The sequence below is a fragment of the Microbacterium sp. Se5.02b genome, from assembly GCF_019464375.1.
GTDB lineage: Bacteria > Actinomycetota > Actinomycetes > Actinomycetales > Microbacteriaceae > Microbacterium.
This window is the reverse complement of the sequence record NZ_CP080491.1, coordinates 2,256,760-2,271,794: the sequence shown is the minus strand read 5'-3', so window position 1 is coordinate 2,271,794 and position 15,035 is coordinate 2,256,760. Positions and strand designations below refer to the sequence as shown.

At 68.8% G+C, this 15,035-nt stretch carries 9 protein-coding genes, 1 tRNA gene and 3 pseudogenes; 3 read left to right on the top strand and 10 right to left on the bottom strand.

What is annotated here, in order from left to right; all coding sequences use genetic code 11:
- Positions 1–85: 85 nt before the first annotated feature.
- Positions 86–161: transfer RNA gene (locus K1X59_RS11260), tRNA-Asn, on the top strand.
- 165 nt (positions 162–326) lie between these two features.
- On the opposite strand, the gene K1X59_RS11255 is transcribed toward K1X59_RS11260, so the two are convergent.
- Together K1X59_RS11255 and K1X59_RS11250 are read right to left on the bottom strand one after the other, a co-directional pair.
- Complete coding sequence (locus K1X59_RS11255) at positions 327–1,763, bottom strand: APC family permease (RefSeq protein WP_183150180.1); 1,437 nt, start codon at positions 1,761–1,763, stop codon at positions 327–329.
- 46 nt (positions 1,764–1,809) lie between these two features.
- Positions 1,810–2,907, bottom strand: a complete 1,098-nt coding sequence (locus K1X59_RS11250; RefSeq protein ID WP_220173407.1) for an alcohol dehydrogenase catalytic domain-containing protein — start codon at positions 2,905–2,907, stop codon at positions 1,810–1,812.
- 116 nt (positions 2,908–3,023) lie between these two features.
- On the opposite strand from K1X59_RS11250, the gene K1X59_RS11245 reads away from it, so the two are divergent.
- The gene (locus K1X59_RS11245) at positions 3,024–4,442 is read left to right on the top strand and encodes a CdaR family transcriptional regulator (RefSeq protein WP_220173406.1); all 1,419 of its coding nucleotides are present in this window, start codon (positions 3,024–3,026) and stop codon (positions 4,440–4,442) included.
- 62 nt (positions 4,443–4,504) lie between these two features.
- On the opposite strand, the gene K1X59_RS11240 is transcribed toward K1X59_RS11245, so the two are convergent.
- The gene (locus K1X59_RS11240; protein WP_244631912.1) at positions 4,505–5,011 is read right to left on the bottom strand and encodes a septum formation family protein; all 507 of its coding nucleotides are present in this window, start codon (positions 5,009–5,011) and stop codon (positions 4,505–4,507) included.
- A 129-nt stretch (positions 5,012–5,140) separates the two neighbouring features.
- Positions 5,141–5,707, bottom strand: a complete 567-nt coding sequence (gene def, locus K1X59_RS11235) for a peptide deformylase (protein WP_183150178.1) — start codon at positions 5,705–5,707, stop codon at positions 5,141–5,143.
- A 61-nt stretch (positions 5,708–5,768) separates the two neighbouring features.
- Here def and K1X59_RS11230 point away from each other — a divergent pair, with 61 nt between their 5' ends.
- Positions 5,769–6,863: a DMT family transporter gene (locus K1X59_RS11230; RefSeq protein ID WP_183152815.1), complete on the top strand. Its 1,095-nt coding sequence runs from the start codon at positions 5,769–5,771 to the stop codon at positions 6,861–6,863.
- A 31-nt stretch (positions 6,864–6,894) separates the two neighbouring features.
- On the opposite strand, the gene pgl is transcribed toward K1X59_RS11230, so the two are convergent.
- The 6 genes and pseudogenes from pgl to tkt all read right to left on the bottom strand — a co-directional run bounded on the left by pgl (position 6,895) and on the right by tkt (position 15,004).
- A complete protein-coding gene (gene pgl, locus K1X59_RS11225; RefSeq protein WP_183150177.1) occupies positions 6,895–7,674 on the bottom strand; it encodes a 6-phosphogluconolactonase in 780 nt (259 codons plus the stop codon).
- Positions 7,675–7,679: 5 nt separating this feature from the next.
- Positions 7,680–8,613, bottom strand: a pseudogene (locus tag K1X59_RS11220) (glucose-6-phosphate dehydrogenase assembly protein OpcA).
- On the bottom strand, positions 8,610–10,160 hold the full coding sequence (zwf, locus tag K1X59_RS11215) for a glucose-6-phosphate dehydrogenase (RefSeq protein ID WP_183150175.1): 1,551 nt from the start codon (positions 10,158–10,160) through the stop codon (positions 8,610–8,612). The pseudogene K1X59_RS11220 and the gene zwf overlap by 4 nt, the downstream one beginning before the upstream one ends.
- Before the next feature lie 21 nt (positions 10,161–10,181).
- A pseudogene (locus K1X59_RS11210) lies at positions 10,182–11,788 on the bottom strand (glucose-6-phosphate isomerase).
- Positions 11,785–12,897 (bottom strand): transaldolase, encoded by a 1,113-nt coding sequence (tal, locus tag K1X59_RS11205; protein WP_183150174.1) that lies wholly within the window; start codon positions 12,895–12,897, stop codon positions 11,785–11,787. The pseudogene K1X59_RS11210 and the gene tal overlap by 4 nt, the downstream one beginning before the upstream one ends.
- A pseudogene (gene tkt, locus K1X59_RS11200) lies at positions 12,894–15,004 on the bottom strand (transketolase). The gene tal and the pseudogene tkt overlap by 4 nt, the downstream one beginning before the upstream one ends.
- Between the last annotated feature and the right edge of the window lie 31 nt (positions 15,005–15,035).

Below are 15,035 nucleotides of genomic sequence, written 5' to 3'. Positions count from 1 at the left end.
CCGGCATCCTCGAAGGGCGCCATGGTGGCATGAAGTCCGTCCGGAGTTTGCTAAGCTTGTCGAGTTGCCCGCTCAGCGGACACATTCCTCGGTAGCTCAATTGGCAGAGCAGCCGGCTGTTAACCGGCAGGTTCTTGGTTCGAGTCCAAGCCGGGGAGCCAACGAGAAAAGCCCCCTCCTCGGAGGGGGCTTTTCTCGTCCCGCGCACGGTGGGGTGTAGCGAGTGCGGTGTATGCGAGTGCACGGCTTCGCACCGAGCGGGCGGGGTTCTCGCGAGGAGAACCCGTGCACTCGGTGCGAAGCCGTGCTGTCAGGAGGTGTGCGGGTCAGCCGACGCCCTCCATTGCGCTGGTCTCCGTGTTGCCGATCCGGGCGATCACGTCGGGACGTCGGCGGGCGAGGTAGGCATACCGTGTCAGGGCGAGCGCGACCGTTGCAAGGAACACATACGGGATCACGTTGTACGGGAAGGCCGGCACCGGCCAGACGTTCGCGAAGAAGACGTACGCCATGGTGACGACGGCGACGGTCGCGCACACCTTGACGAGACCGTTCCGCATCTTCGCCCGCTGCGTGTACACCACGCAGGCGATCGCGACGAGGGCGTAGGCGACCATGTAGCCGTACGTTCCCCAGGTGTTGACCCAGACCAGGATGTCTCCGGTGGCCGCGCCCGAGAGCAGGAGCACGATGTCGACCGCGATGGCTGCGGCGCCGGCGATGATCAGCACACGATGCGGAGTCAGGTGCTGCTCGTGCGTGCGGCCGAACCGCTCGGCGACGACGCCCTCCTTGCCCATCACGTAGACGATGCGTCCGATCACGTTGAGCGGCGCGACCACCACGGCGAAGAACGACGCCGAGACCCCGAATGTGAGCACGGCCGCGAACCAGCCGGGCATCCCGATCAGCGCAGACATGCTCTCCAGCGGGCTCGCCGAGGTGGCCAGATCGTCGCCGAGCACCGCGATCTGCGTGTATGCGGCGAACACGTACAGCACGCCGACGCCGAGGGCGCTCCACATGATCGCGCGGGGGATGGCCTTGTATGGCTCCTTCGCCTCGCGACCGAGGGCGTCGGCGGAGGAGAACCCGACGAAGCCCAGGATGCCGAGCACCATTCCGGACGCGATGCCCTGGAACGAGGATCCGGCCGCGAGCACCTGGGCAGGATCCCAGGCGGCGGGGCCCGCCCACGCGAGGGCGGCGATCAACAGGATGAGGATGATGCCGACCGAGAGGAGCTCGAGCACGAGCGACACCCGCGCCGAGAGGCGGATGCCGCGGATGGTGAACAGCGTCGCCAGCCCGCCGAGCACGATGGCGAGGCCCATGTCCCAGCCCAGACCCTGCGCGGGAAGGCCGAGCATGCTGAGGAACTGGGCCATGTAGCTGACGGACCCGCTGAGCGATGCCGCCGCGATGCCGAAGCAGCCGATCAGCAGCGTCACACCGGCGAGGAAGGCGCCGAACGGACCGAGACCCTTGGACACGTAGGTGTACAGCGAGCCGGCCGACGCGTGCTTGCGTGCGAACACCACGACGCAGTATCCGACGCACAGGATCACGATCGTGGCGAGGGCGAAGGCGTAGATGGTGCCATTGCCGGCGCCGAGGAAGATGGCCGCGGCCGTGAAGGCGATGACGGCGCTGGGGGCGATATTGGCGATGGCCTGGGCGGCGAGCTCAGGACCGCTCATGACGCCGGTGCGGAGACCGGCGTCCTTGGGGGCGCCAGGTGGGGCGACGACGGTGTCTGACATGGTTCTCCTGGATTCGGGTTTCAGGGACGGTGACAGCCGGAGGCGGTCAGGGGATGAGAAGGGTGCGCAGGGCGGAGCCGGCTTCGAGGTCATCGAGGGCAGCGGCCGCCTCCGACAGAGGACGACGTCCCGAGATGAGCGGGTCGATCTTCAACTGTCCGTCCATGTACCGGTCGACGAGGGCGGGTACGTCGATCGACGGACGGACCGACCCGTAGTTCGAACCGAGGATGCGCTGGTCGGCCTCGGCGAGCACGAGCGGCTCGAACGACGCGCGCGCGCCCGTCGGCGGCAACCCGACGATGACCGCCGCGCCGCCAAGCCCCAGCATCTGGATCGATTGCTCGGTGGTGGTCGTGCGTCCGATCGCGTCGAAGGCGTAGTCCACGCCGTCGGGGATGAGCTCGCGCAGCTGCGCAACGGCATCGCCCTGGGAGGCGTCGATGCGGTCGGTCGCACCGAACTGCAGAGCCATCTGCGTCTTCTCCGGGCGGACATCGATCGCGATGATGCGCTCGGCACCCGCGAGGCGCGCCCCTTGGACGACGTTGAGGCCCACGCCGCCGCAGCCGATCACGGCGACGGTGGAACCCGGCTCGACGGCAGCCGTGTTCAGCACAGCGCCGACGCCCGTGGCCACGGCGCAGCCGACGACGGCGACGACGTCGAGCGGGGCGTCGTCACGCACCTTGACCGCGCCGGACGCGGGGACGACGACCTCCTCGGCGAAGGAGGAGACACCGAGGTAGTGGTGCAGCTGCTCACCGTCACGGCTCAGGCGCGAGGTCCCGTCGAAGAGAACTCCGAGGGGTGCGACCACCGTGGCGACCTTCTGGCACCTGGCCTCGTGTCCCGCGCGACAGTACCGGCACTCGCCGCACGGCGGAACCCAGCTCAGCACGACGTGGTCTCCGACAGCGAGTGTCGTGACACCTTCGCCCAATTCTGTGACGACGCCGGAGCCTTCGTGTCCCATGACCAGAGGAGCGGCGGCATCCCATTCGCCGCGCTTGACGTGCAGGTCGGAGTGGCACACGCCGGCCGCGGCGATCCGCACCCGTACCTCACCGGCCCGGGGAGGTGCGAGATCGACGTCGACGAACTCGATGGGCGACTGAGGGTCGCGGAACACAACAGCTTTCATGACTTCCTTCGGATGGAGAGGGGCTGGGCACGATGCTAGGAGAGACGGCGAGGCATCGGCATTCGACAAAACGATGGATACCGGCTCGCTCTTTCGACAATCGGTATGATCGAGAGATGGCTCGTGACGTCGCCTCCGTGGCCCGATATCTGCGCGGCGAGCTTCTGCCCGGTGCGGTCCCCGGAGCTCGTGCGGTGAACGCGGTCGTCGACCTCGAGTCCTTCGGTGCTCCGACGGATCACCTCTTCGCGACGCTCGTCGCAGCCGACGAGCGAGAGATCCTCGCCCTCCGCGGCGACCCTGATCGGCGTGCCATGCTGCGCGATGCCGTCGTGGTCACCGGCGCAGACGGTTCCGCCGTCCGCGACGCTCTGCGCGAAGCCGAGATCACGGCGGCCGTCGGCGCGGCCGTGGCCCAGGAGTTGCTGACGCCGACGCTGTCGACGCTCCTCGCGGTCGACCAGGCGGCCGAGGCGCGGGCCATCACGTCGGCGATGCGGGTCCTCACCCTCGCTGCGCGGCGCAGCGGCATCACGGGGGTCATCGCCGAACTCGCGCACCGCATCGATGGATGGGCGGTGCTCCTCGATCGGCACGGCGAGGTGATCACCACGGCCGGGGCAGGGAGCCTGCACATCGACGACGCGATCGCCGTCGCCGTCGGCCGACCGGTCAGGGTGCGCCACCGCGCCCTGCAGGTGCATCCCGTCGGTCCAGGGCAGGACATCACCGCGCAGCTGGTCACTGCTCCTCGCAACGACAGCTCGGGGAGGGGCAGGGAGCTCAGCTCACAGGCGGCGGCGTTGCTGGACCTCCTGATGCGTACGCGCGACAGCAGTCATCTCGAGCGTCTCGGACGTTCGATGATGTTCGAGACCGTGCTCCAGGGTGGGGAGGGGGCGACACGTCTGCTCCGGCGCTGGGGTGTGCACGAGCGCACCCTGGTGGGGTTCGCCCTCGCGTCGCGGACGAGTGGGGTCGACGTCGAGCACCTTCTGGCCCTCTGGCTCGACGAGCTGGGTGCCGAGCATGTCTTCACCTCGCAGCGCGGGCTGGTCCTCGGGGTGGTGCGGGAGGACCACGCGCAGCAGGTGGCGCATCGGGCGCGCACCTACGCCTCGACGCTCTATCTCGGGCTCGGGAGGCCGGCCGATGTCGACGCACTCGCCCGCACGGTCGACGAGGCACGTCACGCCTGCGAGGCCGCGCGCACCGGCGGCGATCGGGTCGTCCGCTACGAGGCGATCCCCACCGTGTCCCTCGTCCTCGGTCAGCTCGACCGGGAGCAGACCCGGCGCATCGCTCGGCTCCTGGACCCGCTGCGCGCAGCAGATCGTCCGGACGAGCTCCTCCAGACGCTTCGAGTGTTCCTGGCCGCGAACGGCGCATGGGGCGACAGCGCGGCACGGCTGCACATCCATCGACAGACGCTGACGGCGCGCATCCGTCGGATCGAGGACCTGACGGGCCTTTCGCTCACGGACCCGGACGATCGCGTGGCGGTCTGGCTCGCTCTGCGCGCGGCCGACGGCTGAACGGGCCGACCGACGGAGAAGGGCCCCGCCGATCGGCAGGGCCCTTCCTCGGAAGACATCGATCAGCGCGCGACGCCCTTCAGCGAACCGGTGGTCTGTCCGGCCGGGTCCATGATGATGCACTGGATCACGCGGTCGTTGCTCTGTTCCCAGGATTCCTGGCTGGGCGTGAGCGTGGTCACGTCGAAGGCGGAGTCCTGGTAGCTCACGCCGACGAACGCGGTGTACGCGTCGCCGATGCAGCCTTCGGAGGCCGCGTCGATGTCGGCGTCGGAGAACTCGCCGTCCTCCATCGTGATCTCGTGGTAGACCTCCTGGTCGTGCGGCTCGGAGCACGGGAGGATGTCGGCGTCGGTCAGCATTCCTGAGCCGGTCTCGAGCATGCAGTCGCCGAGCTTGATCGAGAAGACGTCGACGTTCGCGCTCTCGGTGACCTGACCGGTCTCCTCATCGCGATTCGCGTCGCCGGAGCCACCGCCCAGGATCCCGTTGATCGCGCTGCAGCCGCTCAGAGCGACCGAGAGCGCGACCGCGGAGCCCGCCAGCATCAGAGCACGTCGAGTGCGCATCTTCATCATGGTGTGTTTCCCTCCCAGGTGTCACGGAGGCATGCGAAACGGCCCCCGCCGCGAACACGCTAGCGGGCAGGGAGTCTATGACGCAACTCGAAGGATGCTGTGGACCGGCTGAGAGCGGCGTCAGCCTTCGAGGTCGTCGACGCCGGGCATCCAACTCGCTCCCGGTCGGCCCCACCCCCGCTTGCGCGCGATCTTCTGCACCGTCTTCCAGTCTCCGTCGGACAGGCGATCCACGTAGAGGATGCCGTCGAGGTGGTCGAACTCGTGCTGCATGATCCGCGCACGCCAGCCGTCGACATCGATCGTCACCGGTCGCCCGTCGAGATCGGTCGCCGTCACGTGGACCCGCTCCGAGCGGCGCAGGGGGAATCGCTCGCCCGGGAACGAGAGGCAGCCTTCGGACTCCAGATCGGGGTCGGGGTCGCCCGGCTCCAGGGGTGTCATCCAGAGCACCGGGTTGATGAGGACGCCACGCCAGGGCTGGTCGTCATCGTCCACGTACGCGTAGGTGTAGATGCGCAGCGGGACGCCGACCTGCGGGGCGGCGAGTCCGACACCCGGTGCGGTGTCCATGGTCTCGAACATGTCGGCGACGAGGGTGCGGATCTCGTCCGTGACCTCTTCGACGGGAGAAGCGGGGGAGTGCAGGACGGGGTCGCCCATGATGCGAATCGGAAGTACAGCCACGTCACAACCCTAGTCCGCGCCGGTCGACGGGTAGGCTCTTAGCGTGACTGCTGGGGTGTGGATGAACGCGGTGGAGGATGTCGGCGACCAGCTCGTCGGCGCCTTCCAGAACCCCGGACTGCTGCTGGGCATCCCCCTCGCCCTCGCGGGTGCGGTCTTCATGTCGCTGGGAGCGCAGTACCAGCATCGAGGAGTCGAGAAGGTCGAACGTCTCAGCGGTGCCGACGGCGCATCGGGCCTGACCTTCGATCAGATCAAGCGCCTGCTGACACGTCCGTCGTGGCTCCTCGGCACCCTCATGCTCGGACTCGCCGTGATCTGCCAGCTCGCCGCGCTCGTGAAGGCTCCGCTGATCGTCGTCCAGCCGCTCGGGGCGATCGCCCTCGTCATCACGACTCTCCTCAACGCCAGAGTCTCCGGGCACGCACCGACGCGGCAGTCTCTCACCGCCATCGTGTGCTGTGTCGGCGGCATCTTCCTGTTCGTGTTCTTCGCTGCGATCTATGCGACCGAACAGGAGGTGACGGATCGCGAGCTCTTCGTGATCCTCGCGCTCCTGCTCGTCGTGATCATCATCCTCGGCGGCGGATGGCTGATCCTTCGGCACCGCATGCGCGCGCTGTTCTATGTGATCGGCGCCGGCGTGCTCTACGGCTTCGTCGCCACACTGGCGAAGGTGGTCATCAAGCGCATCGAGGCAGGTCAGTTCGAGTGGATCACCGCGATCTGCGTGCTCGCGCTGCTCGCCGCGGCGGCCGTGGGCGGCTACTTCGTGCAGACCGCGTACAGCTCGGGCCCGCCCGACCTCGTGATCGCCGGACTGACGGTCGTCGACCCGCTCGTCGCCGTCCTGATCGGCATGGTCGTCCTGGGTGAAGCCGCTGCCGCTCCGCCGTGGGTCATGGTGATCTTCGCGGTCGCCGGCGCCATCGCGGTCTGGGGTGTGGTCGGCCTCGCCCGCTACCACCCGCAGGTGCTCAGCGAGAGCCAGGAGCTCGGTATCGAGCGAGGGAGCACGCCGACGGGTCAGGGAGACGCTGGAGCCGACTCTTCCGCGGCCGCACGGGCCACCGATTCCGGTGCACCGGAGCGCTCGGAGGATCCCGAAGCGCCCGGCACTCCGCCGTGGCGAGCGGGCTCCGGGGAACAGCCCTGAGCGGATCAGGGCTTCAGCCAGGGACGTCGGCTCAGTACGCCTGATCGATCAGATCGGGTGAGACCTCGGATGCCGCCGCCTCGTCGACGAAGAACACCGTGCGCTTGCGGCCTTTCGCGCCCGCTGCGGGCACACTCGTGTAGCTCGCCCCGGCGAGTGCGAGGCCGAGTGCCGACGCCTTGTCCGCTCCGGTGAGCACGAGCCAGACCCGCTTCGACGAGTTGAGCACCGGACGCGTGAGTGTGACGCGCTCCGGAGGCGGCTTCGGGGAGTCGCGCACGGCGAGCACAGCGGCATCGGTGACGGTGACCTCGTCGCGGTCGGGGAAGAGCGACGCGATGTGGCCGTCGGGGCCGACACCGAGGAAGCAGACCGCGAACGACGGCCACGGGTGCTCGGTGGTGCCGAACCCGGCGAGTTCCTCGGCATAGGCCGCGGCCGACTCGTCGAGGGTCAGCCCTGTCTCCGGCCCCGACACCTCGTGCACGTTCTCCGCAGGGACGGCGATGTGATCGAGCAGCGCCTGACGGGATTGCAGGGAGTTGCGGTCGTCGTCGTCGCGGGGGACGAACCGCTCGTCACCCCACCAGAAGTGCACCAGTGACCAGTCGATGTCTGCCGCTCGCGGGTCTTCTGCGGTCGCGCGAAGCACCGCGCCACCCATGGAACCACCGGTGAGGGCGATGTGCGCCAGCCGTCCGTTGCGCGTGCGCGCACGCACGCGCGACAGGAATCGGTCGGCGACACGATGGGCGAGAGCGGTAGGGGTGGCTTCCACCACGACCCGCTTCTCTGCGGACGATACCGGCATCGACGTCACTCTCCAGTCTCGGGCGGACCCAGTTTCTCCCAGCCCTCGGTGATCACTCGACCGTACAGGACGTCGGGGTCGAGCCTGCGCAGCTCCTCCGCGAGGCACTCGCGCAGCGTGCGCCGCGGCAGGTGCAGATCATGGTTCGGCTGATCGGGCTGCGTGAGGATCGCGATGCCGGGGGAGGGGCGCTCGAGCGTGATGTCGCCAGACGCCCGAGTGAGCCGCACGGACTTGATCCCCTCCTGCCAGTGCTCAGGGTCTTCGTACGACCAGTGCACGCGGACGTCGAGGGCCATCTGCAGCCACGCGGCGAGCAGCGCGGTCGACGGAGACGCGGAGCCGCCGCGTACCTCCACACCCGTGATGGGTTCGAACGGCGGCTGGTCGAGCACCGCGGCGAGCTGCTCGCGCCAGTGCGTCAGGCGGGTCCAGGCGAGGTCGGTGTCGCCGGGGGCGTGGGTGCGCCCGAGCAGCGCGAGTCGATCACGCACATCGGGAGACGTCGCGGCGTCGGTGATCCGGCGCTGGGCGATCCGTCCGAGGGGATGTCGCCGGCGAGGTCGGAGCCTCCTCCGGCCACCAGGCGACGACCGGTGCATCCGGGAGGAGGAGTCCCGTGATGAGGCTCTCCTCGTTGCTCGCGGCGTCTCCGTAGGCGCGCAGGACCACGACCTCGCTGGCGCCGGCGTCTCCGCCCACGCGGATCTGCGCGTCGAGGCGGGATTCCCCTTCGCCCGTGGTGATCACGATGACGCGCATGGGGTGCTCGCGGGAGGCGTCGTTCGCCGCGTCGATCGCCGCCTCGGCCACGCCGTTGCGGGCCGCGATGACGAGCGTGAGCACGCGCCCGAGAGCGACCGCTCCGCCCTCTTCGCGCACCTTGACGAGCTGCTTGGCGACCTGACTGACCGTCGTGTCGGGAAGATCGATGATCACGGGCGTCTCCAGACTCGTCCGTCGCGGGCCAGCAGGTCGTCGGCGGAAACCGGTCCCCACGAGCCCGGAGCGTACTGTTCCACCGGGCCGCCCACAGCCGCCCAGTACTTCTCGACCGGGTCGAGGATCTTCCAGGAGAGCTCGACCTCCTCGTGCCGCGGGAACAGGGGCGGGTCGCCGAGGAGGACGTCGAGGATCAGACGTTCGTACGCCTCGGGGCTCGCCTCGGTGAACGCGTGGCCGTAGCCGAAGTCCATCGTGACATCGCGGACGTTCGTCCCGCTGCCCGGCACCTTCGAGCCGAAGCGGATCGTGACGCCCTCGTCGGGCTGCACCCGGATGACGAGAGCGTTCTGGCCGAGCTCTGAAGCGTTTCCCCGCCCGAAGAGGTGCTGCGGCGCGCGCTTGAAGACCACGGCGATCTCGGTGACGCGGCGGCCGAGGCGCTTGCCGGTGCGCAGGTAGAACGGCACCCCGGCCCAGCGTCGGGTGTCGATCTCGAGCTTGATCGCGGCGTAGGTCTCGGTGGTCGACTCGGGGTTCATGCCCTCCTCGTCGAGGAAGCCGGTGACCTTCTCGCCACCCTGCCACCCGCCAGCGTACTGACCGCGAGCCGTCGCGATCGACAAGTCGTCGGGCACATGAACCGCGGCCAGGACCTTCTCCTTCTCGGCGCGCAGGTGCTCGGCAGACAGGCTGATCGGCTCCTCCATGGCGGTGAGGGCGAGCAGTTGGAGCAGGTGGTTCTGGATCACGTCGCGCGCCGCGCCGATGCCGTCGTAGTAGCCCGCGCGACCGCCCACACCGATGTCCTCGGCCATCGTGATCTGCACGTGATCGACGTAGTTGCGGTTCCAGATCGGCTCGTACAGCTCGTTCGCGAAGCGCAGCGCGAGGATGTTCTGCACCGTCTCCTTGCCGAGGTAGTGATCGATGCGGAAGATCGAGTCGGCGGGGAAGGCGACCTCGAGTGCGGCGTTGAGAGCGCGCGCGGATTCGAGGTCGTGGCCGAACGGCTTCTCGATGACGACGCGACGCCAGCGCTCGTCGTCGTCGCTGTCCTCGCCGACGAGACCCGAGTCCTTCAACTGCTTGGCGACGAGCGGGAAGTCCTTCGGCGGGATGGACAGGTAGAACGCGTGGTTTCCCATCGTGCCGCGCTCGACATCGAGCTTCTCGATCGTGTCACGCAGCTTCCGGAACGAGTCGGGGTTGTCGAATTCACCCGACACGAACCGGATGCCCTGCAGCAGCTGCGTCCACGTCTCTTCACGGAACGGGGTGCGGGCGTGCTGCTTGACCGCGTCGTAGACCACCTCGGCGAAGTCCTGGTCCTCCCAGTCGCGACGGGCGAAGCCGACCAGGGCGAACCCCGGGGGCAGCAGGCCGCGGTTGGCGAGGTCGTAGACCGCCGGCATGAGCTTCTTGCGCGACAGGTCCCCGGTGACGCCGAAGATCACGAGGGCACTGGGCCCCGCGATCCGGTTGAGGCGGCGATCGTCGGGGTCGCGCAGCGGGTTGTGCCCGCGCGAGATGGGAACAGACATCGGTGGGGGATTCTCCTGCTGTTACTTCTGTGCGGCTTCGAAGAGGGCGAGCACGTCGTCCGAGGACTCGGTGATCGTCAGCGAGACGACGGGTCGGCCGTGCTCGGCGAGCACGGCCGCGTCGCCTGCGGCCTGGGCCTGGATGAGCTGGCCGAACGTGAAGGGCCGCTCCGGGATCTCGAGGTCGACCTCGGTGCGCTCGAGGATCTGCAGGAACACCCCCTGCGCCGGTCCGCCCTTGTGGTACTGACCGGTCGAGTGCAGGAATCGCGGACCCCAGCCGAACGTGGTGGGGCGCCCGGAGTCCGCAGCGACCAGCTCGCGCAGGCCCTGGAGCTGCGGCACTTCGAGACGGTTGACGTATGCCTGGATCGACACATAGCCGTCGGCGGGGAGCTGCGCCCAGAGGGCGTCGAGCACACCCTCCACGGTTCCGGACGCCGCGAGGGCCGGGTCCGAGACGCGCACCTCGACACCGTTCTCGACGAAGGCCGGGGCGGTGGGCTCTGGGCGGGCGTCGAGAAGACCGCGCGCGGCGATCTTCGCGGACTCGACGTCGGGCTGGTCGAAGGGGTTGATCCGCAGCAGGTGCCCGGCGATCGCGGTGGCGTACTCCCACACGATGAACTGGGCGCCGAGGGTGCCGCTGACGAGGATCTCGCCTTCGTGGCGTTCGTGCAGATGGAACTCGTTCGCGTCGTCGACGAGTCGGACCACCTGGAGGTCGGCGGGCACGGGGTCGAGCTCGGGGGAGACCGGGAGCAGGACGACGGGGAGGATCCCGGTGCCCTCCTTGCCGGTGGACTCCGCGATCAGCTGCTCGATCCAGTCGGGCAGACCGTTGATGTGCGTGCCGTCGGTGATGAGCCCCAGCTTGTCGCGCCGCGGGGTGGTCGCAGCGATCGCGGCGCCGAGGCGCAGGGCCGGGTTCTCGGCCGAGTCGACCGCGACCTCGAGCAGGGAAGCCTCGGCCTCGTTCAGCAGCTCGTCGATGTCGACGCCGGCGAGGCCGGAGGGGACGAGCCCGAAGGCCGTGAGTGCGGAGTACCGGCCGCCGACGTTGGGGTCGGCGTTGAACACCCGGTATCCGGCCTCGCGTGCCGAGGCATCGAGCGGCGAGCCGGGGTCGGTGACGACGACGATGCGCTCGGCCGGATCGATGCCGAGGTCGCGGAAGGCCGCCTCGAAGGTGCGACGCTGGGAGTCGGTCTCCACGGTCGAGCCCGACTTCGACGACACGACGAGGACCGTGTCGTCGAGGCCCTCGTCGAGAGCCGCGAGGACCTGTCCGGGGGCAGTCGAGTCGAGGATGGTGAGCGGCACACCGGAGGTCTGGGCGATGACCTCGGGGGCCAGGGACGATCCCCCATGCCGGCGAGCACGACGCGGGTGACGCCCTTCGCGTTCAGGTCGGCCCGCAGCGCGACGATCTCGTCCACGAGGGGGCGCGAGACCGAGACGGCCTCCACCCAGCCGAGGCGCACGGCGGCTTCGGCTTCGGCGTCGGGACCCCAGAGCGTGGAATCGCCGCTGGTGATGCGCGAGGCCACGAGGTCGTGCACCAGTGCAGGGACGGTCTCGTCGATCGCGGCACGCGCGGCGCCGGAGGTGTGGATCGCGAAAGTCATCGCTGGGCCTCCAGCGCTTCGGAGACCTGGCTGAGGAGGTCGTGCCAGGAATCGATGAACTTGGCGACGCCCTCCTCTTCGAGCACCTGGGTGACGTCGTCGAAGTCGATTCCGAGTTCCTTGAGCCCGGCGAACACCTCGCGGGCCTCGTCGTAGCCGCCGGTGATCGTGTCGCCCGTCACGACACCGTGGTCGAAGGTGGCCTCGAGTGTCTTCTCCGGCATCGTGTTGACCACGCCCTGCGCGACCAGCTCGGTCACGTACAGCGTGTCGGGGAGGGCCGGGTCCTTGACCCCGGTCGATGCCCACAGCGGGCGCTGGAGGTTCGCGCCGACCGCGATCAGGTCCTGCGCGCGCTTCTCGGCGAACTTCTGCTCGAAGAGCTCGTAGGCGAGCCGCGCGTTGGCGAGGCCGGCCTTGCTCTTGAGTGCTTCGGCCTCAGCGGTTCCGACGGCCGACAGGCGCTTGTCGGTCTCGGTGTCGACCCGGGAGACGAAGAACGATGCGACCGAGTGGATGCTCGACAGGTCGAAGTCGCCGCTGTGCGCGCGCTCCAGCCCCGCCAGGTAGGCGTCGATCACGTCGGCGTAGCGCTCCAGGCTGAAGATGAGCGTGACGTTGACGCTGATGCCGTTCGCGATCGCCTCTGTGATCGCGGGCAGGCCAGCCTTGGTCGCCGGGATCTTGACGAGCAGGTTGGGACGATCGATCTTCGCCCACAGCTCCTTGGCCTGGGCGACGGTGCCTGCCGTGTCGTGTGCGAGGTCGGGGGAGACCTCGATCGAGACGCGACCGTCGACGTGGTTCGATGCCTCCCACACAGGACGGAACACGTCGAGTGCGGCCCGGACGTCCTGCGTCGTGGCGGCGAAGACGGCCTCTTCCGCAGAGGCTCCCGAGGCGGCGAGCTCGGATACCTGGGCGTCGTAGGACGTGTCGTTCTTGTCGGTGATCGCGTTGGCGAAGATCGTCGGGTTCGTGGTGACACCCACGACGTTGCGCGACGCGATCAGCTCGGCGAGGTTGCCGGAGGAGATGCGGGTGCGGGAGAGATCGTCGAGCCAGATGCTGACACCTGCGGCGGCGAGCTGTGCGGTGGGGGTGCTCATGCGTTCTCCTTGGTGCTGTGTGCGGCGATGGTCTCGCGTGCGGCCGCGATGACGGCCTCGGTGGTGATGCCGAACTTCTCGAACAGGGTCTTGTAGTCGGCGGAGGCGCCGAAGTGGTCGATGCCGACCGATCGGCCGCGGTCGCCCACGATGCCGCGCCACGTGAGCACGGAGCCGGCCTCGACGGAGACGCGCGCGGTGACGGACGACGGAAGCACGCTCTCGCGGTAGGCCTCGTCCTGCTCCGCGAACCACTCCAGCGAGGGGGGGAGACCACACGGACGTTGATGCCCTCGGTCGCCAGCGCCTCGCGGGCATTGACGGCGAGCTGCACCTCGGAGCCGGTGGCGACGATGATGACGTCTGGCGTGCCGTTCGGCGCCTCGGCCAGGACGTAGGCGCCCTTGGCCGCGTTGTCGGCGGAGGCGAAGGTGTCGCCAGAGGCCGCGCCCTCGCCGCGCGCGAACACCGGGATGTTCTGACGGGTCAGCGCGATGCCTGCGGGGCCCTCGTGGCGGCGGAGGATCTCCAGCCACGCCGCGGCGGTCTCGTTCGCATCGGCTGGACGGACGACCGTGAAGTTCGGGATCGCGCGGAGCGTCGCGAGCTGCTCGACCGGCTGGTGGGTCGGGCCGTCTTCACCGAGCGCGACCGAGTCGTGCGTCCAGACGAAGATGCTCGGCACGTTCATCAGCGCGGCGAGGCGCACCGAGGGGCGCATGTAGTCGCTGAAGATGAGGAAGGTGCCGCCGAAGGCGCGTGTCGGACCATGCAGGACGATGCCGTTGATGATCGCGCCCATGGCGTGCTCGCGGATGCCGAAGTGCAGCACACGACCGTACGGGTTGCCCGACCACTCGTGGGTCGACCACTCGGCAGGGATGAACGACGGGGCGTCCTTGATGGTGGTGAGGTTCGACTCGGCGAGGTCGGCCGAGCCACCCCACAGCTCCGGCAGCTCTGCGGCGAGGGCGTTGATGACCTGTCCGGATGCGGCGCGGGTCGAGACCTCCTTGCCTGCCTCGAACACGGGCAGCGCGCTCGCGATGTCGGACGGGAGCTCGTGAGCCTCGACGCGGTCGAGCAGCTCCTTCTTCTCCGGGTTCGCAGCGGCCCACGCGTCGAACGACTCCTGCCACGCCGCGCGGGTCTCGGCGGCGCGGGCGGCCAGTCCGCGGGTGCGCTCGAGCACGTCGTCCGCGACCACGAAGGTCTGCTCCGGGTCGAAACCGAGGACCTTCTTCGTGGCCGCGAGCTCGTCAGCGCCGAGGGCGGAGCCATGGATCTTGCCGGAGTTCTGCTTTCCAGGCGACGGCCATCCGATGATGGTCTTGAGGATGATCAGGGACGGCTTCGACGTCTCGCTCTTGGCGGCTTCGATCGCGGCGTGGAGTTCGGCCACGTCTTCGACGTACTCGCCGGTCTTCTTCCAGTCGACGACCTGCACCTGCCAGCCGTACGACTCGTAGCGCTTCGCGACGTCTTCGGTGAAGGCGACGTTCGTGTCGTCCTCGATCGAGATCTGGTTGGAGTCGTAGATCGCGATGAGGTTGCCGAGCTGCTGGTGGCCCGCGAGCGAGGAGGCCTCGCTCGTCACGCCCTCCTGGAGGTCTCCGTCGCCGGCGATCACGTACACGAAGTGGTCGAACGGGCTGGTGCCCGCTGCGGCGTCCGGGTCGAACAGGCCGCGCTCGTAGCGCGCGGCGTAGGCGAAGCCCACGGCGGAGGCGAGTCCCTGACCCAGCGGGCCCGTGGTGATCTCGACACCCTTGGTGTGTCCGTACTCCGGGTGGCCAGGAGTCTTCGAGCCCCAGGTACGCAGCGACTTCAGGTCGTCGAGCTCGAGTCCGAAACCGCCGAGGTAGAGCTCGACGTACTGCGTCAGCGAGGAGTGGCCAGCAGAGAGGATGAAGCGGTCGCGACCGAGCCAGTCGACATCCGCCGGATCATGCCGGAGTACGCGCTGGTAGAGGAGGTACGCGGCAGGAGCGAGGCTCATGGCCGTGCCGGGGTGACCGTTTCCGACCTTCTCCACGGCGTCAGCCGCCAGGATTCGAGCGGTGTCCACCGCGCGTCGATCGATCTCATCCCACTGCAATTCCGACACGTTCATGCCCTTTCCGACAGTTTCGAGGGCG